Origin of the sequence: Citrobacter sp. MGH100, from assembly GCF_001034465.1 — a bacterium.
Taxonomy (GTDB): domain Bacteria; phylum Pseudomonadota; class Gammaproteobacteria; order Enterobacterales; family Enterobacteriaceae; genus Citrobacter; species Citrobacter youngae.
Map to the genome: position 1 here is coordinate 1,080,348 of NZ_KQ089800.1, position 24,596 is coordinate 1,104,943.

At 52.7% G+C, this 24,596-nt stretch carries 22 protein-coding genes; 14 read left to right on the forward strand and 8 right to left on the reverse strand.

The annotated features are described in order from the left end of the window. The first annotated feature begins 50 nt into the window (after positions 1–50). From SK32_RS05115 to patD, 6 genes are all read left to right on the forward strand, one after another. A complete protein-coding gene (locus tag SK32_RS05115) occupies positions 51–1,460 on the forward strand; it encodes an aminotransferase-like domain-containing protein (protein ID WP_048211601.1) in 1,410 nt (469 codons plus the stop codon). A 329-nt stretch (positions 1,461–1,789) separates the two neighbouring features. After that, entirely contained in the window at positions 1,790–2,935 is a 1,146-nt protein-coding gene (gene ydcS, locus SK32_RS05120) for a putative ABC transporter substrate-binding protein YdcS (RefSeq protein ID WP_048211602.1), read from the forward strand. A gap of 16 nt (positions 2,936–2,951) precedes the next feature. Next, positions 2,952–3,968: an ABC transporter ATP-binding protein gene (locus tag SK32_RS05125; protein WP_048211603.1), complete on the forward strand. Its 1,017-nt coding sequence runs from the start codon at positions 2,952–2,954 to the stop codon at positions 3,966–3,968. Next, the gene (locus SK32_RS05130; RefSeq protein ID WP_005126750.1) at positions 3,969–4,913 is read left to right on the forward strand and encodes an ABC transporter permease; all 945 of its coding nucleotides are present in this window, start codon (positions 3,969–3,971) and stop codon (positions 4,911–4,913) included. Further along, entirely contained in the window at positions 4,903–5,709 is an 807-nt protein-coding gene (locus tag SK32_RS05135) for an ABC transporter permease (RefSeq protein WP_048211604.1), read from the forward strand. The genes SK32_RS05130 and SK32_RS05135 overlap by 11 nt, the downstream gene beginning before the upstream one ends. Before the next feature lie 21 nt (positions 5,710–5,730). Beyond that, positions 5,731–7,158 (forward strand): aminobutyraldehyde dehydrogenase, encoded by a 1,428-nt coding sequence (gene patD, locus SK32_RS05140; RefSeq protein WP_048211605.1) that lies wholly within the window; start codon positions 5,731–5,733, stop codon positions 7,156–7,158. A 189-nt stretch (positions 7,159–7,347) separates the two neighbouring features. On the opposite strand, the gene SK32_RS05145 is transcribed toward patD, so the two are convergent. Continuing rightward, the gene (locus SK32_RS05145; RefSeq protein WP_048211606.1) at positions 7,348–8,475 is read right to left on the reverse strand and encodes a multidrug effflux MFS transporter; all 1,128 of its coding nucleotides are present in this window, start codon (positions 8,473–8,475) and stop codon (positions 7,348–7,350) included. Positions 8,476–8,575: 100 nt separating this feature from the next. On the opposite strand from SK32_RS05145, the gene SK32_RS05150 reads away from it, so the two are divergent. After that, on the forward strand, positions 8,576–9,358 hold the full coding sequence (locus SK32_RS05150; protein ID WP_048212585.1) for an AraC family transcriptional regulator: 783 nt from the start codon (positions 8,576–8,578) through the stop codon (positions 9,356–9,358). Between the two features lie 121 nt (positions 9,359–9,479). Here the strand turns inward: SK32_RS05150 and yncL are convergent, their stop codons facing one another. Further along, on the reverse strand, positions 9,480–9,575 hold the full coding sequence (gene yncL, locus SK32_RS24385) for a stress response membrane protein YncL (protein WP_071828932.1): 96 nt from the start codon (positions 9,573–9,575) through the stop codon (positions 9,480–9,482). Positions 9,576–9,767: 192 nt separating this feature from the next. Between yncL and SK32_RS24390 the strand changes: the two genes are divergently transcribed. Beyond that, positions 9,768–9,941 (forward strand): GhoT/OrtT family toxin, encoded by a 174-nt coding sequence (locus tag SK32_RS24390; protein WP_075551376.1) that lies wholly within the window; start codon positions 9,768–9,770, stop codon positions 9,939–9,941. Between the two features lie 19 nt (positions 9,942–9,960). On the opposite strand, the gene SK32_RS05160 is transcribed toward SK32_RS24390, so the two are convergent. The 3 genes from SK32_RS05160 to SK32_RS05170 are packed head-to-tail and all read right to left on the reverse strand — an operon-like array spanning position 9,961 to position 16,407. Further along, the gene (locus SK32_RS05160; RefSeq protein WP_048211608.1) at positions 9,961–12,120 is read right to left on the reverse strand and encodes a virulence factor SrfC family protein; all 2,160 of its coding nucleotides are present in this window, start codon (positions 12,118–12,120) and stop codon (positions 9,961–9,963) included. Next, positions 12,117–15,095 carry a virulence factor SrfB gene (locus SK32_RS05165; protein WP_048212586.1) on the reverse strand — a complete coding sequence of 993 codons (2,979 nt, stop codon included), beginning with the start codon at positions 15,093–15,095 and terminating at the stop codon, positions 12,117–12,119. Before SK32_RS05165 ends, SK32_RS05160 begins: the two co-directional genes overlap by 4 nt. 4 nt (positions 15,096–15,099) lie before the next feature. Continuing rightward, a complete protein-coding gene (locus tag SK32_RS05170; protein ID WP_048211609.1) occupies positions 15,100–16,407 on the reverse strand; it encodes an SrfA family protein in 1,308 nt (435 codons plus the stop codon). A gap of 282 nt (positions 16,408–16,689) precedes the next feature. On the opposite strand from SK32_RS05170, the gene SK32_RS05175 reads away from it, so the two are divergent. Together SK32_RS05175 and SK32_RS05180 are read left to right on the forward strand one after the other, a co-directional pair. Continuing rightward, complete coding sequence (locus SK32_RS05175) at positions 16,690–18,288, forward strand: ABC transporter substrate-binding protein (protein WP_048211610.1); 1,599 nt, start codon at positions 16,690–16,692, stop codon at positions 18,286–18,288. A 17-nt stretch (positions 18,289–18,305) separates the two neighbouring features. Beyond that, positions 18,306–18,539 (forward strand): YdcY family protein, encoded by a 234-nt coding sequence (locus tag SK32_RS05180; protein ID WP_048211611.1) that lies wholly within the window; start codon positions 18,306–18,308, stop codon positions 18,537–18,539. 77 nt (positions 18,540–18,616) lie between these two features. Here the strand turns inward: SK32_RS05180 and SK32_RS05185 are convergent, their stop codons facing one another. Both SK32_RS05185 and SK32_RS05190 read right to left on the reverse strand, forming a co-directional pair. Continuing rightward, positions 18,617–19,066, reverse strand: coding sequence for a DMT family transporter (locus SK32_RS05185; RefSeq protein WP_048211612.1), 450 nt, complete (start codon positions 19,064–19,066; stop codon positions 18,617–18,619). Continuing rightward, positions 19,063–19,581, reverse strand: a complete 519-nt coding sequence (locus tag SK32_RS05190) for a GNAT family N-acetyltransferase (protein ID WP_048211613.1) — start codon at positions 19,579–19,581, stop codon at positions 19,063–19,065. The genes SK32_RS05185 and SK32_RS05190 overlap by 4 nt, the downstream gene beginning before the upstream one ends. 37 nt (positions 19,582–19,618) lie before the next feature. Here SK32_RS05190 and SK32_RS05195 point away from each other — a divergent pair, with 37 nt between their 5' ends. From SK32_RS05195 to SK32_RS05210, 4 genes are all read left to right on the forward strand, one after another. Beyond that, positions 19,619–20,194: a helix-turn-helix domain-containing protein gene (locus tag SK32_RS05195; RefSeq protein ID WP_048211614.1), complete on the forward strand. Its 576-nt coding sequence runs from the start codon at positions 19,619–19,621 to the stop codon at positions 20,192–20,194. Positions 20,195–20,263: 69 nt separating this feature from the next. Further along, positions 20,264–21,298, forward strand: a complete 1,035-nt coding sequence (locus SK32_RS05200; protein WP_048211615.1) for an NADP-dependent oxidoreductase — start codon at positions 20,264–20,266, stop codon at positions 21,296–21,298. Between the two features lie 265 nt (positions 21,299–21,563). Beyond that, a complete protein-coding gene (gene yncE / locus SK32_RS05205; RefSeq protein WP_048211616.1) occupies positions 21,564–22,625 on the forward strand; it encodes a 7-bladed beta-propeller protein YncE in 1,062 nt (353 codons plus the stop codon). A gap of 136 nt (positions 22,626–22,761) precedes the next feature. After that, positions 22,762–22,983: a YgdI/YgdR family lipoprotein gene (locus tag SK32_RS05210; RefSeq protein WP_043016274.1), complete on the forward strand. Its 222-nt coding sequence runs from the start codon at positions 22,762–22,764 to the stop codon at positions 22,981–22,983. Between the two features lie 44 nt (positions 22,984–23,027). Here the strand turns inward: SK32_RS05210 and ansP are convergent, their stop codons facing one another. Beyond that, on the reverse strand, positions 23,028–24,470 hold the full coding sequence (gene ansP, locus SK32_RS05215) for an L-asparagine permease (protein WP_048211617.1): 1,443 nt from the start codon (positions 24,468–24,470) through the stop codon (positions 23,028–23,030). Positions 24,471–24,596: the final 126 nt, after the last annotated feature.

The following is a 24,596-nucleotide window of genomic DNA, read 5'->3' on the forward strand; positions in this document are numbered from 1 at the left end:
AGACTGATATATACAGAGGTTGTCACCGATACCGAATATCAGGACGAAAAATGAAGAAATACCAGCGACTGGCGGAGCAAATTCGCGATCAAATCGCGTCTGGCGTATGGCAACCAGGCGATCGGTTGCCCTCTTTGCGCGAGCAGGTGGCAAGCAGCGGGATGAGTTTTATGACCGTGGGGCATGCCTACCAACTGCTGGAAAGTCAGGGGCGGATCATCGCCCGGCCGCAGTCGGGCTATTATGTTGCCGCGCGCCCCGAACGCGAAGCCGCCGTGCCGCAGGTACAGGTCATGCGCGATGAGGCCGTGGATATCAACACCTACATCTTTGACATGCTGCAGGCCAGTCGTGATGCTTCCGTGATGCCGTTTGCATCCGCTTTCCCCGATCCACGCTTATTTCCGCTTCAGCAGCTTAATCGCTCGCTGGCTCAGGTGAGTAAAACGGCTACCGCCATGAGTGTTATCGAAAACCTGCCGCCAGGAAATGATGAACTGCGTCATGCTATTGCCCGTCGATATGCGCAACAGGGAATGACCCTTTCTCCGGATGAAATTGTGATCACCACTGGCGCACTTGAAGCGCTTAACCTGAGCCTGCAGGCGGTCACTGAGCCGGGGGATTGGGTGATTGTCGAAAATCCGTGTTTTTACGGCGCATTACAGGCTCTGGAGCGATTGCGCCTGAAGGCGTTGTCCGTTGCCACCGACGTGAAGGACGGAATCGACCTTGTCGCACTGGAGCAGGCCCTACAGGAGTACCCGGTCAAAGCCTGCTGGCTGATGACCAACAGCCAAAATCCGTTGGGTTTTACACTTAGCGCACGGAAAAAAGCCCATCTGGTCGTATTACTGGAAAAATACAATGTGATGCTGATTGAAGATGATGTTTACAGCGAACTCTATTTTGGCCGGGAGAAACCACTGCCGGCTAAAGCGTGGGATCGAGGAGACAGGGTGTTGCACTGTTCATCTTTCTCGAAATGTCTGGTCCCCGGATTTCGCATCGGTTGGGTTGCTGCCGGGAAACATGCCCGTCGTATTCAGCGACTCCAGTTGATGAGCACCTTATCCACCAGTTCCCCAATGCAGCTTGCGTTGGTGGACTACCTGTCGACCCGGCGTTATGACGCGCATTTGCGACGGCTGCGTCGTCAGCTGGCGGAACGCAAACAGCAGGCCTGGCAAACGTTGCTGCGTCATCTTCCGGCAGAGGTCAAAATACACCATAACGACAGCGGCTATTTTCTGTGGCTCGAACTGCCAGAACCGCTGGATGCGGGAGAACTCAGCACCCAGGCGCTGGCGCACCACATCAGCATCGCACCAGGTAAGATGTTTTCAACCTCGGGGACATGGTCACGTTTCTTTCGTTTTAATACCGCATGGCACTGGGGTGAACGCGAAGAACAGGCGGTTAAACAGCTTGGAAAATTAATTCGCGAGATGATGAAATAAAACTGAATGTGCTATTCAATATAAAAGAATAGCGCATTCTTATTTTAGAAATAGTGAATGTTAAACCCTGATGTTATTTATATCAGGTGCCACCATACGAAATATCAATAGTTCTTCCTGGTGCCACCCTGGCACTTAACTCCTTGTCTATACTCCAGAAGATTAAATTACTTTGCTATAACCCGTGGCGTAATGAGCGTTAGCTCACAACCTGATTAAATTTCCTTGCGCCAGCAGGAACGCTTTCAACACCCCGACTATTTTTAGGAAAGGACATATATTTACGGCAAGGCTGCCGCTCAATATTTTTTCGACAGGAGTAAGACGTTATGAGCAAGCAATTTGCCCTCAGTAGCTTGTGTGCACTCAGTATGACGCTGATGACAGCCCATGCAGCCGAACCCCCAACATCATTAGATAAACCGGAAGGGCGCCTGGATATTATTGCCTGGCCAGGTTATATCGAACGCGGACAAACCGATAAACAATATGACTGGGTTTCGCAGTTTGAGAAGGAAACCGGTTGTGCCGTCAATGTTAAAACAGCGGCCACATCAGACGAAATGGTGAGCCTGATGGCGAAAGGCGGCTATGACCTGGTGACGGCTTCTGGTGATGCTTCACTGCGTCTGATTATGGGCAAACGTGTCCAGCCTATAAATCCTGCGCTTATCCCAAACTGGAAAACTATCGATCCGCGCGTGGTCAAAGGGGAATGGTTTAACGTCGGTGGGAAAGTTTACGGCACTCCTTATCAATGGGGTCCCAACTTGCTGATGTATAACACCAAAACCTTCCCAACGCCGCCAGATAGTTGGAAAGTGGTGTTCGTCGAGCAAAAACTTGAGGACGGAAAAAGCAATAAAGGACGAGTCCAGGCGTACGATGGCCCGATCTATATCGCCGATGCGGCGCTGTTCGTCAAAGCCACTCAACCGCAGTTGGGTATCACCGATCCCTATCAGCTCACCGAGAAACAGTATCAGGCGGTCATCAAAGTCCTGAGCGATCAGCACGCACTGATTCATCGCTACTGGCATGACACCACTGTGCAAATGAGTGACTTCAAAAACGAAGGTGTGGTGGCATCAAGCGCCTGGCCCTATCAGGCTAACGCCCTGAAAGCAGAAGGCCAGCCAATCGCCACGGTTTTCCCGAAAGAGGGCGTCACCGGTTGGGCTGACACCACCATGCTGCATAGCGAAGCAAAACATCCTGTTTGTGCTTACAAATGGATGAACTGGTCATTAACCCCGAAAGTTCAGGGCGACGTCGCAGCCTGGTTTGGATCTCTGCCGGTAGTCCCTGAAGGTTGTAAAGCCAGCCCGCTGCTGGGCGAAAAAGGCTGTGAAACCAACGGCTATAGCTATTTCGACAAAATTGCTTTCTGGAAAACGCCAATCGCAGAAGGTGGAAAATTCGTTCCTTACAGTCGCTGGACGCAGGATTACATCGCCATTATGGGCGGTCGTTAATTCCGCTGGGGGTTTTATGACGTACGCAGTGGAGTTTCATAATGTCTCGCGTCTGTACGGGGATGTTCGTGCAGTTGATGGGGTAAGTATTGCAATTAATGATGGTGAGTTTTTCTCTATGCTGGGGCCATCCGGCTCCGGCAAAACGACCTGTCTGCGCATGATTGCAGGGTTTGAGCAGCTTTCGGGCGGTTCAATTAAAATTTTTGGTAAGCAAGCCAGTGAATTACCGCCCTGGGAACGGGACGTCAATACGGTATTTCAGGATTACGCACTATTCCCGCATATGTCGATTCTCGACAACGTGGCTTATGGGCTGATGGTGAAAGGCATTGATAAAAAGCAGCGTCATGCCAGGGCACGCGAAGCGTTAGATAAGGTTGCGCTCGGCTTTGTCTATGAGCGCAAGCCATCACAACTCTCTGGTGGACAGCGTCAGCGTGTAGCGATTGCCCGTGCGTTGGTCAATGAGCCTCGCGTCCTGCTGTTGGATGAGCCACTTGGCGCGTTGGATCTCAAGCTACGCGAACAGATGCAACTGGAGCTGAAAAAACTCCAGCAGTCTCTCGGTATCACCTTTATTTTTGTCACCCACGATCAGGGTGAGGCGCTGTCGATGTCCGATCGTGTGGCGGTATTTAACAATGGTCGTATCGAGCAAGTGGATTCACCGCGAGAACTCTACATGCGTCCGCGCACGCCGTTTGTGGCGAGTTTTGTAGGTACGTCAAACGTCTTTGACGAAGCGATGTCGGCAAACGTCTGTGGCTTACAGGGGATGTTCTCGCTGCGCCCGGAACACATTCGGTTAAATGATATGGCGGGCGAGGTTCAGGCTCGGGGTGTCATTCAGGCGGTGCAGTACCAGGGGGCGGCGACGCGTTTTGAACTGAAACTTGCCGGTGGTGAAAAGTTGCTGGTGAGCCAGGCGAACCTGACGGGAGAAATGCTGCCGTCGGCGCTGTCGCCGGGTCAGCAGGTGATGGCATCGTGGTCACGCGATGTCATGGTTCCGCTGGTAGAGGAGAGGTGAATGGCTATGAACGTCATACATTCGCCAGCACAGCCGACAAAGCTGAACCGTATCTCGGGGTTCTTCTGGCGTAATCCAGGGCTTGGGCTGTTTTTGCTACTACTCGGGCCGCTGATGTGGTTTGGCATCGTCTACTTTGGATCGTTGCTGACGCTGTTGTGGCAAGGTTTTTACACCTTCGACGATTTCACTATGTCGGTGACGCCAGACCTGACGCTGGCGAATCTGCAGGCGCTGTTTAATCCGGCTAATTACGACATCATTGTGCGAACGTTGACAATGGCGGTGGCGGTGACGATTGCCAGCGCCATTCTGGCGTTCCCGATGGCATGGTATATGGCGCGCTATACCAGTGGCAAAATGAAAGCCTTTTTTTACATTGCCGTCATGTTGCCGATGTGGGCGAGCTATATCGTCAAAGCCTATGCGTGGACGCTGCTGTTAGCGAAAGACGGCGTGGCGCAGTGGTTTCTAACCCATCTCGGGCTGGAGCCACTGTTGACCGCTTTCCTCACCTTGCCGGCTGTCGGCGGTAATACGCTGTCAACATCGGGATTAGGGCGCTTTTTGGTTTTTGTCTACATCTGGCTTCCCTTTATGATCCTGCCGGTTCAGGCTGCTCTGGAACGGCTTCCGCCCTCGCTTTTGCAGGCATCGGCCGATCTGGGCGCGCGTCCTCGTCAAACCTTCCGCTATGTGGTTTTCCCGCTGGCAATACCCGGTATAGCCGCCGGTTCTATCTTTACTTTTTCACTGACGCTGGGTGACTTTATTGTGCCGCAACTGGTGGGACCGCCGGGATATTTCATCGGCAACATGGTGTATTCGCAACAAGGGGCTATCGGCAATATGCCAATGGCGGCGGCATTCACTCTGGTGCCCATTGTTTTAATTGCACTGTATCTGGCGTTCGTGAAGCGTCTGGGAGCTTTCGATGCACTCTGAACGCGCACCCTGGTTACTCAAACTGGCAGCATGGGGAGGGGTTCTTTTTCTGCACTTTCCCATCCTCATCATCGGCACCTATGCTTTTAATACAGAGGAGGCTGCTTTTAGTTTTCCGCCTCAGGGACTGACATTGCGTTGGTTTAGCGTGGCGGCGCAGCGTAGCGATATTCTTGAGTCAGTGACGTTGTCACTTAAAATCGCCGCGTTGTCGACAGCAATCGCTCTGGTACTGGGGACGCTGGCGGCGGCTGCGCTGTGGCGCAGGGACTTTTTCGGTAAAAGCGCAATATCGCTGTTGCTGCTGTTGCCGATTGCGCTGCCGGGCATTATTACCGGCCTGGCACTGCTGACGGCATTTAAGACCATCAACCTGGAACCGGGTTTTCTCACGATCGTGGTGGGTCATGCGACGTTTTGCGTGGTGGTTGTCTTTAACAACGTCGTGGCGCGTTTTCGCCGTACCTCATGGAGTCTGGTTGAAGCGTCTATGGATCTTGGCGCCAACGGCTGGCAAACCTTTCGTTATGTCGTGCTGCCCAATCTGGCATCAGCACTGCTGGCGGGGGGCATGCTGGCGTTTGCCTTGTCGTTTGATGAAATCATCGTGACAACGTTCACCGCCGGACATGAAAGAACACTTCCGCTGTGGCTGCTCAATCAACTGGGTCGCCCACGAGATGTGCCTGTTACCAACGTTGTGGCATTGCTGGTAATGCTGGTAACAACACTGCCAATTTTAGGGGCCTGGTGGCTAACGCGTGAAGGCGACACCGTCGCCGGAAACAGTAAATAAACGACGATATGGGAAATTGCTATGCAACATCAATTACTGATTAACGGTGAGCTGGTCAGCGGTGAAGGTGAAAAGCAACCAGTTTATAACCCTGCCACTGGTGAACTTATTCTGGAGATTGCTGAGGCGTCATCCGCGCAGGTTGATGCCGCAGTGCGCGCGGCAGACAATGCGTTTGCCTCCTGGGGCCAAACCACGCCGAAAGTGCGTTCGGAGCTGTTGTTAAAGCTGGCGGACACCATTGCAGATAATGCACAGACCTTCGCTGAGCTGGAATCGCTTAACTGCGGTAAACCACTACATTGTGTGCTTAATGATGAAATTCCGGCCATCGTGGACGTTTTCCGTTTCTTCGCGGGGGCTGCGCGCACCCTGCAAGGACAGGCCGCTGGGGAGTATCTGGAAGGGCATACCTCCATGATTCGTCGCGATCCGCTGGGTGTGGTGGCCTCCATCGCGCCGTGGAACTACCCGCTGATGATGGCGGCATGGAAGCTGGCTCCAGCGCTGGCCGCCGGTAACTGCGTGGTGATTAAACCTTCAGAAATTACCCCGCTGACGGCGCTTAAACTGGCGGAATATGCGAAAGATATTTACCCGGCAGGCGTGATTAACGTCCTGTTTGGTCGTGGTAAAACAGTGGGCGATCCGCTGACCGGCCATGAAAAAGTACGTATGGTTTCACTGACCGGCTCCATTGTGACCGGGGAACATATTATCCAGCATACTGCGCCTTCGATTAAACGCACGCATATGGAACTGGGCGGGAAAGCCCCGGTGATTATTTTTGATGATGCGGACCTTGATGCGGTGGTCAGTGGTGTACGGACCTTTGGGTATTACAACGCCGGACAGGATTGCACTGCTGCCTGTCGAATCTACGCGCAAAAAGGCATCTATGATGCGTTGGTCGAAAAACTCGGCGCTGCAGTTGCCAGCCTGAAAATCGGCGCACCGAATGATGAAACGACAGAACTGGGACCGTTAAGCTCACAGGCGCATCTTGACAGGGTAGCTAAAGCGGTCGATGACGCGAAAGCGCTCGGACACATTAAGGTCATCACCGGCGGCAAAAAAGTGGAGGGTTCAGGCTACTATTTTGCGCCAACGTTGCTGGCGGGCGCGAAACAGGAAGATGCTATCGTGCAGCGTGAGGTCTTTGGCCCGGTGGTCAGTGTTACCGTCTTTGAAGATGAAGATCAGGTCCTGGCGTGGGCCAATGATTCGAAGTATGGACTGGCCTCGTCAGTCTGGACGCGGGATGTTGGTCGCGCGCACCGACTGAGTGCCCGCCTGCAGTATGGTTGTACCTGGGTCAATACGCACTTCACGCTGGTTAGCGAGATGCCCCACGGCGGGCAAAAACAGTCTGGGTATGGCAAGGATATGTCGGTTTACGGGCTGGAAGATTACACGATTGTTCGCCATGTCATGATCAAGCATGAGTAATATCTTAAGCGCGAGCGGTAAATGGGGCACGGATAGCTAAATATTGGTAAACGTGTGTCTATACTATTCGCGCCACTGGCCTCGTCGCCATCGGACGGCGGTAAGTTGGAAATATCCGCGAGGTCAGGCTAATTTGCACACCATCAGGCCCCGGCACAATGTCGGGGCCTGATTATTTAGGTGATTGTTCTAACGACGGCACAGGCTACATAGCCAGGCGATGAACGCACAGATAGTCAGAACCAATCCCAGTTGCTGCACGATACCCGCTAACCCTAACATCATTCCCAGTAACAGGTAGTAGCATAATCCGAACAGAGCACCTGCGGCCCCGGCCTGTTCACGATAGTGATGCAGAGCCTGACTCAACACATTGGGGATCGCGATGCCATAGGCAACAACAACCCCAACCACTGGCAACAGAATCCAGACTGAATGCTGTAGCCACCATGCCGCGAGACCAGACAGCAGAGCTAAAGCACAGGCATGGCGCACCAGATATCCCGATGACAAACCGCTCGTTAACAGCTTGCGATTCAGCAGGCTGCCTGACAGTGACGCGAGGGCAAGCAAGGATCCCGTCCAGCCAAATGTCCTGGAACTCCATCCTAACTGTCCGAAAAGAAACGGGGCCAGGCTGTAGTAGCTGAATAGCATAGTATTCAACAGAGCAACCAGCATGGCATTTTTCCACAGTGTACTGTCCCTCACCATCCGGGAGACCAGTCCCGTTAATTGTGGTCTGCGCGTAGTCTCCGGCCGTGTTTCCGGCAATAAGGCTGCGGTTAACATCAGCAGCAGTATCGCCAGCAATACCAGCGCAGTAAAAACGCCCGTATGGCCGTAAAGACTGACTAACCAACCTCCGCTCACCAGACCAAAAACCGGGCTGATTGCCAGTGCTGCGCCCATAATGGAAAAAATGCGGGACAGTGTTGTTGATTCATAACTGTCCCTCAACATAGTCTGCACCACAACAGACCCGGCGGCCGCGCCAATGGCTGATACCATACGGGCCAGCAGCAAGACGCTGAAATCAGTGGCAATAACCGCCATTACGGAACCCGCTCCGTAACAGAGAAGTCCAGCTACCATTGCCCACCGTCGTCCAATGCAGTCGCTAAGCCAGCCCCATAGCGCAACCCCCACGGCAAAGGCGACAAAATAAACGGAAAGTGTTTGAGCAGCACGTTCACTGCTTATTTGAAAAAACGTGGCGATATTTGGCAACGCCGGGCTGTAAATGGTTTCCACCAGTTGCGGAAACATAATCAGTAATGTGAGAAGCCACAAGGGCGGTCGATGGGTCATATTCATGGCAATATCCAAGAAGCAAAAAACTTGGGGGGATTATTGCTGAATAGAAAATGTCTTATTACCATTATCAGGACTTTATATATCAAATATCGGACAGATGATGAAAATTGCGCCTGATGATGTCTTCGACCCGGATGGTTTTAAGGAAACAGTAGTGGGTATTGCCTCTGATATGGGCGTACATGATTCAGGTCGGCACAGTCATCTTCGCCATCAGTTACTCTTTTCGGCGGCGGGGTGTATCACCATTGAACTGGAAAATACCCTGTGTCTGCTTCCGCCTCGCCGTGCGGTCTGGATCCCCGCGGGTACGGTTCACCGGGCCATCATGCGCGGGGTGATGGCTTATCGGTCATTATATTTTTCAACCATTCTGCCGCCGTTATCCGCATTGCCGCTACAGGTTGTCGAAGTGAACCCGCTCTTTTTTGAAGTCATAGAACGGATGGCATTCTGGCCCTGGCAAATGACAGAAACGCAGCAGGCCAGCCTCATCACTGTTTTTTGTGAGGAAATCAGGGCCGCACGCCGTGAAAACTGGACGTTGCAGTTTCCCTCTGATGTCCGCCTGAATCTGTGGCTGGAAGGGGTTCGAATGGGGACGTTACCGCCCCGACTGAATCAGTTGTCCCGCCTGGTCGGTGCCTGCGAACGGACAATCAGCCGCATCTTTATCAGAGATACAGGGATGAATTATCAGACCTGGCGGCAGCAATTCAGGCTGTTAAAGGCGATGGAGATGTTGGCGGAGGGTGACTCAATCAGCCAGGTGGCGCAACAGCTGAAATTTGTTAGCGACAGTGCTTTTATCGTGTTTTTTCGGCAGCTTACAGGTACGACACCGACCCGCTATCACGGGGGAATAATGCCGCAGAAGGATTAGGGGTGTTACATATTAAGGATAATTTACCGGGCAGTGGCGGAGTGGGAAGATCGTTTACTAATGGCAGAGAGAAGATTTTCTCTCTGCCAGCAGGCGCTGCAATTCATCAAAAAGAGTCACATCAAGCAAACCAGCCGAACCTTACGGAGATCAGGCTGAAAAGTCCTACAGCAGCAAATATATTTATCAGCACCACGGTCTTACTGGAAACATTCATTTTTGCCACCTTTCGTTTTTACCCCTTTGGGTATAGTACGGCTTATAGCTATCCGCAATAGTACGAAATCTGAACATATTGAAAGTGGGCTGTTATTTAGGCGGTTTTTTTAAATAAATGAATAAAACTTGATGTGGGTCATAAAAGAGAGCATATTGCGCGCGATTTTCTCTTCTGGCCTGGATGCCCTAAATGTCTCTGTACCAAAAAATGTTGTTTTTTTATGCGGTAATGGCTGCAATTGCGGCCATTACCACCTGGTTTCTGTCACGTGATAAAAAACGTATTCGCTTTCTGAGCGCGGTATTAGTCGGGGCGACATGGCCGATGAGCTTTCCCGTCGCACTCCTGTTTTCTCTTTTCTGATGGCGTTGTCAATGCCGTTTCAGGGGGCCAGCAGAGCGACTAATCGCAGTCTGTCGTCTTTGGTTACGTCCAGGGGATGCTGGTATCCCACGTTTTCATTCGCACGGGTGTACAACGCAACCAGCCAGTCGTAAACGTGTCGGCTTGCACCGTGCTGCGGCTGCTCATCCAATTGAGTCAGGCGCGACATCGGTTGTTGTACTGGCGCACTGAAAATAGCCGCACCCTTGAGGATCCTGCTGGCAGGGCGTTGATCCTCTGCAACGTTGGCGTAGCCGAGCCAGGTAATAAAATCACCGATATCGGCGTGTAACTGCGCCCCGCAGACATTCTCTCGCTGCATAATCTGCTGAAGGCGTTGAGGCATCTCCAGTCGATAGCTGGTAGTGATAAGAATGTCGGCTACCTGTCTAAGCGTTCGCGGATCAAGCCGCAATCGGCGCGCATTATTGTCATCACGACACCACTGACGCACATGGTTGATCCACATTTTGTGCGCCTGGTATCCGGTCTCTTTGCTTTCGGATGCATGCGACGGTTCCCGGACGTCGGCAAACAGGTCAATCTCTTCATTAAAGAGTCCACTGACTTGTTCTTCACGTGGCTGCTGGATACGCAGCAACGACTCAAAACAGCGCATCGGTGGTAGTAACCCCTCCAGGAGTTCACCATGCTTTGCTGCCTGGGCCTGAAGCTGGCGGATCACTGTCTCGCTGGAGTCTGGCACGCTTTCGCTGTCGTTAAGCCAGCTCATCAGCGCCTCACGAACACGCTGTTGATGCTGTTCATGCAGGGACGTTAATCGCGACTGGCGTTGTTGAGCGGATGTCGCTTGCGACAGCCATTCAGCAAGGCGCAACAGGCTGTGTTTATCCAGTGCCTGCAATGTTCCCCAGCGCAACCCGGGCTTGCCCATTAATTGCTGCACGGCCTCATCAAGGTTTTGCTGTGTGCTAAAACGAGCATCTTGTGGCGTAATGGCCCACACAACCCCCGGTAATGCCGCATCGTGTACGGGTTGGGTATCGTTGGCCCAGCTCATCAGCTTACGCGTGATGGCCGGTGTCTGCGAGCGTGAAGACACTGCGTTGCAGATCAGCAGGACATCGGGTTGCAGATGCTGGCGGTAATGTTCCAACATCCAGCCTAATTTGGCCCGCCACAGCGGGTTGGGGTGGGCATCCGGTGCGAGGGGAATATCGAGCAGGTCGACGTTTTCCAACACCGAGTCTTCGACAGTCAGCACCAGTTCACGCGTCAGCAGCGCCAGCGATTCCAGCGACAGACTGACCGCGTTAAGCAACTGATGGTTTGCAACAGGATGAACCACCACATCGCTTTGCGCGTCATTCCCGGTTAATGCGACCTGGGTCAGGAAGCTTTCGGCGGGCAAGCCAAAATGATCGACCAACAAACTCAGCGGTGCGGCTAGCTCGTGCGCCTGTCCGGTTTGTTGCAAAGTATGCGCTAATGCCAGCCATTGCTGCGTTAACTCTGGTTGTTCTCCCCACAACAGCGCCCAGGCGTGAGCGCGGGTGGTTAGATCCAGCGCCGGCAGCAATGTAGCAAATTGATGCCATAGTGCATCATCAATTTGCTGCTGGTTTGCAGGAACACAAGAGCGCCAAAAACGGCCGATGGCGGCTACGTCATGTGCCGTGATGCCCTGAACCGGATGACGTTGACGCAGCGTTTGCCATTTTTCTAACCGGGCTTCAATAATCGATTTTTCAACCTGGCGGCTGTCAGGCATTGCGCAAAACTGCGTGATAAACAGCTGTACCAGTTCCGCTTCACTCAGTAGGCGCAGACGCAGGGGCCACTCGCTATCAACGGGATTGTCTTCACGTGTAAAGCGGATCGCCATATTGGTCGGCGCATGGCCCGGATTGATATGCGAAAAATAATCAAAACTGCGATCCGGTGTAGCAATATTCAATTTCCCACTGGTGTTGCTGCACAGTGCGGACAACAGATGTGCTTTTGCTGGCTGTGAATGACCGTACAGACCCACACAGCCACGCGCTGAAAACGCCGTATTCAGCGCAGACTCAGTAACCGCGGCGATGGTGAGCTGAGCGAGCAGGGAATCCGCTTCATCATCAAGACGCGCTGCGCGCTGGCGTGTGTCATTCACCCATTCGATGGCGGCTTGTGCTGTGTTAAACATCTTACTCATTTCAGGTACACACTCCCGCTATCAATCCAGTAATGGCTGCCGCTATGGCGACGATCTGCCAGTGTATTCAGTTTTAACGTTAGGGCATTGGCGGCAACGGGCGTGCCATCCTGTAGCCAGGCATCACTGAGAACGAAAAATTCCGGCCCAGTCTCTTTGCTGCCGCCGCGCAGTTGCAGCCGTACATTTAATACGCCGTCACCGGCAATCGTTTTTGCCAGCTCAGCGGAATTGATGCTCAGCGTATATAGCGGGGTGGCTGGCCAGCGGCTGTTTGCTAACTGGCGAAAGCCCAGCGTCACGTTGCCGCGCAGCGGGAAGTGCAGACGGGTATCCAGTTTTGCTCCAGGTTTATCCAGATCGATGTCGTGATACCAGATATTCTCATCGCGCAACGTATTGACCGTATTATCCAGTACGCCAAGGTAGCGGACCGTCGAATACGCGCCGATATCCGCAGCTTTAAAATTAAAGCGCGGCAGGCGTAAATCCAGCGCCAGGCTACACAGCATCGCGCCAACGGCAGCGGTAGATTTTGGATTGCCGATACGCCCTTGCTGGCTGAACGGATACCACTCATGTACGCGATAGCTGTCCATCCAGATCATGCGGTTGACCGGAACGGGTTGCAGATGGCGGATTAGCGCCTGAACCCCCGGCAAACAGGCGGGTCTGCCAGTGACTAACAAAATATCGCAACGATAGTGGGAAATCGCTTCGCAAACGGCGTGCAGAGGGGATGTCAGGGTAAATTGCCCTGCCAGCAGCGCTTCTTGCAACTGCCTGAACTGTACCTGCAACGGAACGCTCAGCACATCAAAAGCCGGTGAACCAGACGGTAAAGCATGATCGATAGCCTGCTGGATATAGTTCATCACATTGCGTGTCGGGCGCTGAGAAAGCAGTTCGCCAAAGGTGGCGTGCAACCCCGCTACGGGATCGTTAATATCGCTTTGCTCCCAGGCACTGAGCACCGCATGACCCAGTGGCATAAAGAGTTGCAACGCGGTTTGTTGTCGCAAAATAGCCTGAGTATCGATTCTCCCGGAATCACCAAACAGTGTGGCCAGCAGCGCGGCGGCATCGGTCACGCCAGCTTGTTGTAAGCGGGTTTGCAGGGCGGGCAGTATGCAGCGTTGTATGACATCCAACAACATGTCGTCCCCGGCGACTTTGAAGCCTTCACGGAACAGCAGATGCGGGGTGATTTTGACATTCGCCCCAACGCCGTCATCCAGTTGATAATGGACCACGGCCATATCCGTCGTGCCGCCGCCAATATCGATGGAGGCGACGCGCAGTGCACGACCTTTAACTTCACCGGGTTCTGGCTGGCGGTCCGGACGGGCGAGGGCGTTAAAGAACGATTCTGTGTGCCCGTCATAGTGTGAAATCGCTTCGTTATACAACCAAACCAACTGTCCGCAGCTGGCCTCATCCCACTCCATCTGGATCTCAGGTACGGGAACAACGCTCTTTTCTTGCTGTTTGCGGGTGGTGAAATCTTCGTCCTGCGGGTGCCAGCCCATTGCTTTCCAGACCAGCGCAATGGCTTCAAACATACGCAGACGGAAGATCTCTCGCTCCTGTTTTGGCATGGCTGACGGCAGAGTGAGGATCAGCGTGCGCAACTGGCGTGGAGAGGCCGGGAACCCGAGACGCAGCCGTGTCGCTACGCTGTTAATTTGTCCCAGCGCCTGGGCCAGAATCTCGCACAACATATGCGTCATCAGCGTGCTGCGGCTGTATTGTGGTGAGAACACCGGCAGCCGGTCATCTTGCGGCAGGCTGAACAGCGGCTGACCGTCATCGTTCATCAGATTCATCAGCGGGAAGGCGGTAGCCAGCGGCTCGCGCTGCGTTTTACTGTTCATCTGGCTAAAGCGCCAGTCGTGTAAAACGGGGGTTTCATCCCATAAGTACCGGCGTGGGCTGGAGATCCCACTACTGCCTTCCGTTCCCATACGCTGCATCGCCAGCTTACGGGCTTCATCCCCAACGCGGACAATCGACGGCCAGATAAAGGCATCATCGCGGCCACTCTCAACGGAGAAATGTTGCTTACCAAAGCGCGCCTCGGAAAACTCCAGTCGGCTGGTGAACAGGGGATCGTTGAGGAACTGTGGTTCACTTAATGAACGCACCTGCAATTCAGCCGTCTGACGCAAACCGTCATTGGCATCGCCATGATCTTCAATCAACACGCCGCAGGTATGGGTATTGCCAATATCCAGAATCAGATCGACAGGAATCGCGGGCGTGCTGAGCGTATGGGTCACCAGCTTCACTTCCGGGACGGAAAGTTGTTCGCCTAACAGGGTCAACAAATTCAGCCAGTGCGCCTGGTATTCAAAGTTGCGTAGAGCTTGTTGGATCTCCTGCTCTGAACGGTTTTCTTGCTGTGTGACGTGCTGCAAAAAGGACTCGCGTAGCCAGCCATCAATCCACGTCTGGTCGAGGAAATCTGCGATCTCATTATCGTGCCAGGCCAGCGCAAATCGCGTGCCATTCAGCAGATCGTTCTCATTGGGCGTCAATGCTGCCGGGGCTTCAGTCAACTGACTGTCCAGCGCCACCGTGACACGGTGAGTATTGCCGGCACTGTCCGGTTGTGCGAGTTTTCGCACCTGGACGCGCGCCCAGTTATCCGGGCCTTCAACAAATGTGCGGGGCGGGTTAAAACGCAGGAACGGCAGCGGCAACCAGACACCGTCAAGTACGTCCAGAGAATAATGCAGCGTCTGCGTGCTTTCCGGTTTCACTACTTCGGGTTGGCCACCGGTATTACCCGGCAGGGTATAGCGTCCCGACGCCAGATCAAAATCCAGACGCAGTAGCGGACCGTTTGCCGTTTTGCGAACAAAACGACCGTGGTGCGCAGATTCCTGTGGTGTCAGCCCAAAATCCAGAAATTGCACACCGCTATTGGCGATGAGCGTTACGCTCTGTTTGTAATCACACAGATTCACCAACATAAAATCAGGCACCTATCTTTTTGATCGTCAAAGGGATTTCCGCGTGTTCGTCATAACGTGCGGTACAAGCTGCGACGTCGTTTGTTCCTGCTTTGCAGGTGATTTCAGGCATTGGGTAACGCGAACCGTCCGTGCAACGGGCATTCCCGCGACTCTTAATCATTAATTCGCCCGATTGATGCAGACCAGAGAAAATTTCGGCGCGGCAAACGATATTGTCGCCATGCACGACGCGCGCAGTGCCCTTATTGGCCTGGATCTGATAGCGCAGCGATGGGGCTTTACCGCTGACCGGATCTTTTATATCGACCAGCACACGCCAGTTGCCGTTAAGAAAACGTGTTGTACCTGCCTTCATCTGGTTGGCATCCATTACCAGCGCATCTTTCGGGATGGCGGCTATCACCACCGGTCCTTCTACGGGCTTCTCTTTTTTCACTGGTGGAATAACGTCAGCCCGATGCAGCGGCAGCGAAGGTGTTAGTTCAGGCAGCGGTTTACTGTCTACCTTTGCAACGTCAATGGAGGCAACCGTAGGTGCGGGAGATTCCGTGTGTTGTTTCCACAATAGCGGCCCTGCAATGGCGGCAATCACTGCAGCAGCAACGGGCAGGCTCCACAGCGGCAGGCGTCGCGTAGGCTTGCGCTGTACTGGCGGCGTAATCTCTGGCTCACTTGCAATGACCAGGGGTTGTGGTTCGGGTTCAGCGGGTTTCGGTAACTCAATAGCTGTTGTCAGCAGCGGGGTATCGGCCTCGGCGAAAGTGATTTCCGCCGGGATTTCTTCGACTTCCGGCTCCGGTTCAGGTGCCAATACAACCGGGGGAACGTCGGTATGACGCAGGCAATCGAGTACATCGTCACGGGTGTTTTCATTCAGATTGACGAAGCCCCAGAACGTAATGACGGGCTTGCCATCAACCAGGAACACGTGGTTCTCACCTGGAAACTGGATGGCTTTGTCGAGAAGTGAACCAAACAGTTGCAGAGAAGTTTTACCCGATTGCAGGCTTTTCCGGCTCAGTGCCGCGGCATTCTCCAGCGTACTGGACAGATAGCGCAGAGCCCGAAAACGCGCATCTTCATCAGCGGCTTTCCACGCGACAGCCTTTCCTTCAACCGGGGAATACCAGTCCACCCGATCGCCACTGTCGTTAACTTGTGGTATTGCCAGACAGTCCGCCATCGCCTGTTGTTTACGCAGACGAAGCGTTTCACGAATTTGTAGCGCTGAATCAAACACGGCCTGACCACCGCCACCCACGGCCTGATAGTCATCCAAATTGCCGCTGCGCAAGAGAGTTTTTGCCACGTAATTGCCCCTTAGACTTCTTCACACATCTACTTTACGGGGAATAAAAGTAAGCAAACGTTGGAAGAGAGGCAAAAAGGGGCGAATTTTCATGGCATAGAGTATTGGGAAAAATCTTGACGTTTTGAAAAAGACTTAAGGTAAATTATTTCACCTGCGATGATGAATTAATCAGCGAAACCTGCCAGATTAGAATAACCTGATAGAGATTTGTTATTAGTGCGTATTTGCCAGCTATGCTCTGATAGACGAGTAAATAATAAAAGAAGAAGGCTTATAACCATGATTGCAAGGAAAACGCTGCTCGCGCTGGCACTCAGCGCCGTTTTACCAACAGGCGCTGCATATGCCGCCAGTACTGATACCATCGTTTACTGTTCTGAAGCATCCCCGGAATCATTTAACCCCCAAATAGCCAGTTCAGGTCCGTCGTTTGTCGCCAGTTCACAGGTGTTGTACAACCGATTGATCAACTTCGATCCGGTCAAAAATACTCCGGTCCCGTCTCTGGCAACGGAGTGGACAATTTCCCCCGACGGCAAGACCTACACATTTACCCTGCGTCAGGGCGTGAAGTTCAATAGTAATAAGTTCTTTAAACCTACCCGTGATTTCAATGCTGATGACGTCGTTTTCTCAGTATTACGCCAGAAAGATGCCGATCATCCGTACCATAAGGTTTCACAGGGTAGCTATGAATATTTCAACGATGTTGGCCTGGACAAACTGATCAAAGAGGTTAAGAAGGTTGATGATTATCACGTTCAGTTTGTTCTGAACGAACCCAACGCTGCATTTCTTGCTGACTGGGGGATGGATTTCGCCTCTATTCTTTCGGCTGAATATGCCGACGAGATGCTGAAAAAAGGCACGCCGGAAAACGTCGATAACTGGCCGATTGGTACCGGGCCTTATGTCTTGCAACAGTACAAGCAGGATTCACAAATCCGCTATCTGGCCAACCCGAACTACTGGGATGGTGAAGTTCCAACGAAACATCTGATTTTCTCCATCACACCAAACGTACAGACGCGACTGGCGAAACTGCAAACCAACGAATGCCAGATTATTCCCGCGCCAGCACCGGTGCAGTTTGATGAAATCAAAAAGAACAAAGATCTGACGCTGCATTCGGTTGAAGCGCTGAACGTCGGTTATCTGGCGTTTAATACGGAGAAAAAACCGTTTGATAACGTACTTGTGCGCCAGGCGCTGAACTATGCGACAGATAAAAAAGCCATTATTAACGCGGTCTTTTTAGGTTCCGGAACGGTGGCGAAATCGCCAATCCCGCCGAATATGATGGGCTTCAATAAAGACCTGAAAGATTACGCTTACGACCCGCAGAAAGCGAAAGAGCTGCTGAAGAAAGCGGGGCTGGAAAACGGTTTTGAAGCGACACTGTGGTCTATGCCGGTGCAGCGCCCCTATAACCCGAACTCTCGTCGTATTGCTGAGATGATTCAAAGCGACTGGGCAAAAGTTGGTGTGAAGGCGAAAATCGTCTCCTGGGAATGGGGGGAATATCTCTCCGGGATGCGTAAAGGCGAGCACGATACTGCGTTGTTTGGCTGGATGTCAGATAACGGTGACCCGGATAACTTTGCCGATGTTCTGCTGGGTTGTGACAGCATTAAAACCGGATCAAACGCCGCGCGCTGGTGTGATAAAGAGTATAATTCGCTGGTTCAAAAGGCGAAACTGGTGAGCAAACCGCAAGAGCGCGCCGCACTTTACCAGCAGTCGCAGGAAATTTTCTATCAGCGGGCCCCGTGGATTGCGCTGGCGAATGGCAAAACCTTCTATGCCACACGCAGCAACGTCAGCGGATACAGCGTTAGCCTGATGGGCAGTGATTTTTCAAAAGCGAAATTAAATTAATGAGTTAAGGAGGGAGTATGTCGCATCTGGATGAGGTCAGCGCACGTGTTGATGCCGCCATTGAAGAGAGCGTCATTACGCATATGAATGAATTGCTGATTGAGTTGAGCGATGATGTTGCGTTGAGCCGGGAAGATCGTTATACCCAGCAACAACGTTTGCGTACGGCAATTGCACATCATGGGCGCCAGCATAAAGAAGATATGGAAGCGCGTCGTGAGCAGTTGACCAAAGGCGGCTCTATTCTTTGATATTTCCTTGCCGGATGGCGGTGTTCACACCTTATCCGGCGTTCTGTAGGCCTGATAGGCGAAGCGCCATCAGGCAATTAAAACGAACGTCTTGCCACCAGCCAGGCACCCACAACCAGCAATATCGCACCGCATACCGGACCCACCAGCGCGCGAAGCGGTACACCCTGGCTACGCAGAATATCCAGCACCAGACCGCCAATAAGCTGGCTGGCGACCAGCACCGCGATGGTGGTGGCAGCGCCTACGTTTTGGTATCCGCTGATACTGGCAAAAACAAAGAACGACCCCAGTAAACCCGGGATTAATGTCCACCAGCGCACGCTGGAAACCAGTTCGCCAAATCCCGCCGCACCTTGTTTAAACCATAGTATGCTGACAAACAAGACGATCCCGACCAGTGAGTTAAGCAACATAGCAATAAGGATTGTCGAGGACGTCTGGGTAATGCGTACCATCAAAGTGTTTTGCACCACCAGACCAATACCTGCGGCAATCAGAAAGGAGAGGGTCAGCGTCTGGTTCATCCACGCGCATCCGGTTCGCTGCGGTCGTCTAACTGTAGCTGCATAAAAGTCAGATCCAGCCAACGACCAAATTTAGTCCCGACCTGGGGCATCTGCGCGGTAATATTGAAACCCAGCGTGCTATGCAGGTGGAGCGATGCCTGATTGTGCGACTCAATTCCTGCCACCATGACATGCTTGCCACACGCGCGCGCTTCTTCAATGAGTCTGCTGAGCAGCCTGCGCCCCAGTCCTTTTCCCTGATGTTCCGGGTGCACGTACACTGAATGTTCGACGGTATGACGGAAACCGTCAAAGTTGCGCCAGTCGCCAAAAGAGGCGTACCCCGTGACGACGCCATTCTCTTCACTTACCAGTACCGGATACCCCATCAGTTGGCGAGCCTCATACCAGGAGATGCGGTTTTCGGCATCGACCGTTTGATCGTTCCAGATAGCGGCCGTATGCAGTACGGCGTGATTGTAGATTTCTGCGATGGCGGCGCAGTCGTCTTTGCTGGCAAATCGAATTGACATGTTGAACCTCAGGGGTTGTTCACTATAGTATTACAATATGAATACTATTGAAGACAGCATAAATCAACGGATCAGTGCAAGAATTCGCATTGAGCGGGAATCTCGCGGCTGGTCGCTGACGGAACTTGCCGAACGAGCAGGGGTCTCGCGGGCGATGATCCATAAAATAGAACGTGGAGAGAGCAGTCCAACGGCGACGCTACTGGGACGGCTTTCCGGTGCGTTTGGTATCAGCATGTCGACGCTGATTGCCCGAGCCGAAATGCAGGAGGGTAAACTGCTGCGTTTCGCCGACCAGCCGGTCTGGCACGATCCGCAAAGCCATTATTTGCGCCGCCACGTATCTCCGCGCAGCGATCTGCCTATCGATCTGGTGCAAATCGAATTACCGGCCGGCAGTGATATCCCGATGCCCGCCTCTTCCTACGTGCAGGCCCGACAGCTTCTCTGGTTGCAGCAGGGCGAATTGGTGTTTGTTGAAGGTGATACACGCCATGAAATGAAGGCAGGGGACTGCCTGGAGCTGGGGCCGCCAAATGACTGTCGGTTTATCAATGAAACCGCGCAGTCCTGCGTTTATCTGGTTGTGCGGTTAAACCACGCTGGCAATTAATGTGAAAGCATCACAGAGATAGCGCGTCTACTATTGATGGATTCATGCCAAAAGCTGAGGAGAACATCAATGGGTCAACAAATGCAACGCAATCGTCGCTGGGTTCTGGCGTCACGCCCGCATGGCGCACCGGTGCCCGGTAACTTCCGTCTGGAAGAAGAGGCCATCACCCCCCCCGGTGACGGAGAGGTGTTACTGCGTAACGTCTACCTCTCACTCGATCCCTATATGCGTGGGCGTATGAGTGACGAACCGTCTTATTCGCCCCCGGTTGAGATTGGCGCAGTGATGGTGGGCGGCACGGTCAGTCGGGTCGAGGCATCGAATCATTCGGATTTTAAACCCGGTGAATGGGTGTTGAGCTATAGCGGCTGGCAGGACTTCGCCATCTCAAAGGGTTCTGATTTGGTAAAGTTAGGCGATCATCCTGAGCATCCTTCCTGGGCGCTTGGTCTGCTGGGTATGCCGGGCTTTACGGCGTATATGGGGCTGCTGGATATTGGCCAGCCCAAAGCCGGTGAGACACTGGTTGTTGCTGCGGCAACCGGACCTGTTGGCGCAACCGTGGGCCAGATCGGTAAACTGAAGGGCTGTCGGGTCGTTGGGGTAGCTGGTGGGGCAGAGAAATGTCGCCATGCTACTGACGTGTTGGGCTTTGATATTTGCCTCGATCATCATGCCCCCGATTTCGCACTCCAACTGGCACAAGCCTGTCCGCAGGGTATCGATATCTATTATGAAAACGTCGGCGGTAAAGTTTTTGATGCCGTTTTGCCGTTACTCAACACCTCCGCGCGTATTCCGCTGTGTGGTCTGGTGAGTGGTTATAACGCCACATCACTGCCGACGGGCCCAGACCGTTTACCGCTGCTTATGGCCACGTTACTGAAAAAACGTATTCGTTTGCAGGGCTTTATCATTGGTCAGGATTATGGTCACCGCATTCATGAATTTCAGCGAGAAATGGGGCGCTGGGTCCAGGAAGGCAAGATCCACTATCGCGAGCAGGTCACTGAGGGGCTGGAAAATGCACCGGAGACGTTTACCGGTCTGCTGACCGGTAAAAACTTTGGCAAGGTCGTAATTCGGCTTGCTGAAGAGTGATACGGAGGGGTTAAAGACGGTAACAGCCGGATGGCGTCAACGCCGCCATCCGGCAAGCGTTGTAGAGCCAATCTGTCTGAATATTGATTTCGCCGCAAGCGAGTATTCATGGAGAAAATAAGCAGGTTTTCACCGAATGTGAATAAACACTCCACTTTGCGATAAATAATGATTACTATTCTCATTCTTAAAAAGGCAAAACCATGATTTTGCTCATTGAAGCTATGTGAAGCAGTAACAACTGAATTTATCAAAGGGAGTCGTCATGTCTTTACGTCATCTGTTTTCACCGCGCCTGCGTGGTTCTTTACTGTTAGGTTCACTGCTGGTTGCATCATCATTTAGCACGCAGGCTGCGGAAGAACTGCTGCGCAAAGGTGTAGGTAAAGGCGCCTACGAAATGGCGTACAGCCAGCAGGAAAACGCACTGTGGCTGGCCACCTCGCAGAGTCGTAAGCTGGATAAAGGTGGGATAGTTTACCGTCTTGATCCGGTGACGCTTGAAGTGACTCAGGTTATTCATAACGATCTCAAACCGTTTGGCGCGACCATCAATAACGCGACGCAAACGCTGTGGTTTGGTAATACCGTGAATAGCGCGGTGACGGCGATTGATGCGAAAACCGGTGAGGTGAAAGGGCGTCTGGTACTGGATGCGCGTAAACGTTCTGAAGATGTCCGTCCGCTGCAGCCTCGTGAACTGGTCGCCGATGATGCCACCAACAAGGTATACATCAGCGGAATTGGTAAGGAGAGCGTGATTTGGGTGGTGGACGGTGAGACTGTCAAACTTCAGGACACGATTCAAAATACCGGTAAAATGAGCACTGCACTGGCCGTCGACAGCAAGGCTAAACGCCTGTATACCGCCAATGCCGATGGCGAATTCATTACCATCGATACCGCCTCCAACAAAATTCTCAGCCGCAAAAAACTGCTGGACGATGGCAAAGAGCACTTCTTCATTAACCTGAGCCTGGATACGGCAGGTCATCGTGCGTTTGTCACTGACTCTAAAGCAGCGGAAGTGCTGGTTATCGATACCCGTAACGGCAACGTGCTGGCAAAAGTTGCCGCGCCGGAATCCCTGGCCGTACTGTTCAACCCGGTGCGTAATGAAGCTTACGTGACCCACCGTCAGGCCGGTAAAGTCAGCGTGATCGACGCGAAAAGCTATAAAGTGGTTAAAACCTTCGATACCCCGACGTTCCCAAACAGCCTGGCGCTCTCCGCCGATGGTAAAACCCTGTACGTTAGCGTGAAACAGAAATCCACACGCGAGCAGGAAGCGACTCAACCGGACGATGTTATTCGTATCGCCCTGTAATTATTCGGAGGGGGCAACCCCTCCTGTCATTTCTCTATACTCCACGATACGCCTCGTTACACCCCATCGGTAGCCTGACAAACTTCAGAGACTTACACTACGCCCTCAACGGCTAACTGAATAACACGGGAATACCATGAAAAAGCCATTAATCTGTCTTTGTGCGGGCGTAATGCTGTTTACGCTGGCAGGGTGCACCACCGATTACGTCATGACGACGAAAAGCGGACAAACGATTACCACCCAGGGCAAACCAAAACTGGATAAAGATACGGGAATGACCAGCTATACCGATCAGGACGGGAATGCGCGGGAAATTAACAGCAATGATGTTGCTCAGCTAATTGAAGCAAACTAAGTCGCTCAAACGGGTAGGCCAGAAATCTGACCTACCTTAAAGCGTTACGGCGCGGTACGGTGGATTTCTGCGACGCGTTTACGTACACCAAACCAGCCAACGACCAGCAGAATGGCAATCAGCGGTAATGAGGCGATAGTGTAGGTCCCATTCGGATAGTCAAACGCCATCAGCACCAGCACAGCCAGTAAAAACAACAGTGTTAACCAGGACGTAAACGGCGCACCTGGCAGTTTGAAGTGAACGTCTGCCGCTTTACCATCTTTAATGGCCCGACGCAGACGCATCTGGCACACCATAATGAATGCCCACGATGCAATGATGCCCAGCGAGGCAAAGTTAAGCACGATCTCGAATACCTGCGAAGGCACCAGATAGTTGAGGAAAACCCCGACGACGTACACGACAAGCGTGGCAAGTATGCCAGCATAAGGTACGTGTTGACGGCTCATTTTGGCCATAAATTTGGGCGCGGAACCGCCCATCGACATTGAGCGCAAAATACGACCAGTGCAATACAAACCCGAGTTGAGGCTGGAAAGCGCAGCGGTAAGTACCACGATATTCATAATACTGCCAATATAGGGAACGCCGAGTTTGGAAAAGAAGGTAACAAACGGGCTTTGACCTGCCTGATAGGCATTCCACGGCAGCAGCATGACCAGTAACACCACTGAACCCACATAGAACAGGCCAATTCGCCAGATAACGCTGTTAATCGCTTTTGGCACCATCGTTTGCGGATCTTTGCACTCACCCGCCGCAGTGCCTACCAGTTCAATGGAAGCAAATGCAAAGACGACGCCCTGTACCAGTACCAGCGCTGGCAGCAGGCCATGCGGGAAAAAACCACCGTTGTCGGTGATCAGATGAAAACCCGTGGCGTTACCATCGAGCGGTTTTCCCGTGCCTAAAAAGACAGTCCCGACGACCAGGAAGATAACGATAGCCAGCACTTTGACCAGTGCAAACCAGAACTCCATCTCCGCAAACCACTTTACGCCGATCATGTTCATGGTGCCGACAATGGCCAACGCGCCGAGGGCAAACACCCATTGCGGTACGTCACCAAATGCGCCCCAGTAGTGCATATACAAGGCCACGGCCGTGATATCCACGATTCCGGTCATCGCCCAGTTGATGAAATACATCCAGCCAGCCACATAGGCCGCTTTCTCACCTAAAAATTCGCGGGCATAAGAGACAAAGCTGCCGCTGGAAGGGCGGTGTAAAACCAGTTCACCGAGTGCCCGCAGAATGAAGAATGAAAAAATACCGCAGACCAGATAGACCAGTGCTAAAGCGGGGCCGGCCATTTGCAAACGTGCGCCAGCCCCTAAAAATAACCCGGTACCAATAGCACCGCCAATGGCGATCATTTGTACCTGCCGGTTACCCATCGCTTTGTGATACCCCTCTTCGTGAGCATTCAACCAGCGTCGTTTCGCCGCGTGTTGTTCCGCGGCTTGCGTGTTGTGTGTGTTCATTACGTTTCCTGTTAACCTGACTAATTTACAAAATCCTTTTTGCCGCAGCAGTTGCGGCGAAAACAGCGTTTACGAAACCCTTCATTGTGTTACCGCGGGAAACTGTCGGCCGAGCATCCTACATTC

What these genes read in the sequence shown, in the direction of transcription:
- yncL (WP_071828932.1), bottom strand. Translation starts at nt 9,575, where the DNA reads ATGAATGTTTCCAGTAAGACCGTGGTGCTGATAAATATATTTGCTGCT.
- SK32_RS05150 (WP_048212585.1), top strand. Translation starts at nt 8,576, where the DNA reads ATGAAAATTGCGCCTGATGATGTCTTCGACCCGGATGGTTTTAAGGAA.
- SK32_RS24390 (WP_075551376.1), top strand. Translation starts at nt 9,768, where the DNA reads ATGTCTCTGTACCAAAAAATGTTGTTTTTTTATGCGGTAATGGCTGCA.
- SK32_RS05210 (WP_043016274.1), top strand. Translation starts at nt 22,762, where the DNA reads ATGAAAAAGCCATTAATCTGTCTTTGTGCGGGCGTAATGCTGTTTACG.
- patD (WP_048211605.1), top strand. Translation starts at nt 5,731, where the DNA reads ATGCAACATCAATTACTGATTAACGGTGAGCTGGTCAGCGGTGAAGGT.
- SK32_RS05165 (WP_048212586.1), bottom strand. Translation starts at nt 15,095, where the DNA reads ATGTTGGTGAATCTGTGTGATTACAAACAGAGCGTAACGCTCATCGCC.
- SK32_RS05115 (WP_048211601.1), top strand. Translation starts at nt 51, where the DNA reads ATGAAGAAATACCAGCGACTGGCGGAGCAAATTCGCGATCAAATCGCG.
- ansP (WP_048211617.1), bottom strand. Translation starts at nt 24,470, where the DNA reads ATGAACACACACAACACGCAAGCCGCGGAACAACACGCGGCGAAACGA.
- SK32_RS05175 (WP_048211610.1), top strand. Translation starts at nt 16,690, where the DNA reads ATGATTGCAAGGAAAACGCTGCTCGCGCTGGCACTCAGCGCCGTTTTA.
- SK32_RS05200 (WP_048211615.1), top strand. Translation starts at nt 20,264, where the DNA reads ATGGGTCAACAAATGCAACGCAATCGTCGCTGGGTTCTGGCGTCACGC.
- SK32_RS05185 (WP_048211612.1), bottom strand. Translation starts at nt 19,066, where the DNA reads ATGAACCAGACGCTGACCCTCTCCTTTCTGATTGCCGCAGGTATTGGT.
- SK32_RS05195 (WP_048211614.1), top strand. Translation starts at nt 19,619, where the DNA reads ATGAATACTATTGAAGACAGCATAAATCAACGGATCAGTGCAAGAATT.
- ydcS (WP_048211602.1), top strand. Translation starts at nt 1,790, where the DNA reads ATGAGCAAGCAATTTGCCCTCAGTAGCTTGTGTGCACTCAGTATGACG.
- SK32_RS05135 (WP_048211604.1), top strand. Translation starts at nt 4,903, where the DNA reads ATGCACTCTGAACGCGCACCCTGGTTACTCAAACTGGCAGCATGGGGA.
- yncE (WP_048211616.1), top strand. Translation starts at nt 21,564, where the DNA reads ATGTCTTTACGTCATCTGTTTTCACCGCGCCTGCGTGGTTCTTTACTG.
- SK32_RS05145 (WP_048211606.1), bottom strand. Translation starts at nt 8,475, where the DNA reads ATGAATATGACCCATCGACCGCCCTTGTGGCTTCTCACATTACTGATT.
- SK32_RS05125 (WP_048211603.1), top strand. Translation starts at nt 2,952, where the DNA reads ATGACGTACGCAGTGGAGTTTCATAATGTCTCGCGTCTGTACGGGGAT.
- SK32_RS05180 (WP_048211611.1), top strand. Translation starts at nt 18,306, where the DNA reads ATGTCGCATCTGGATGAGGTCAGCGCACGTGTTGATGCCGCCATTGAA.
- SK32_RS05130 (WP_005126750.1), top strand. Translation starts at nt 3,969, where the DNA reads ATGGCTATGAACGTCATACATTCGCCAGCACAGCCGACAAAGCTGAAC.
- SK32_RS05190 (WP_048211613.1), bottom strand. Translation starts at nt 19,581, where the DNA reads ATGTCAATTCGATTTGCCAGCAAAGACGACTGCGCCGCCATCGCAGAA.
- SK32_RS05160 (WP_048211608.1), bottom strand. Translation starts at nt 12,120, where the DNA reads ATGAGTAAGATGTTTAACACAGCACAAGCCGCCATCGAATGGGTGAAT.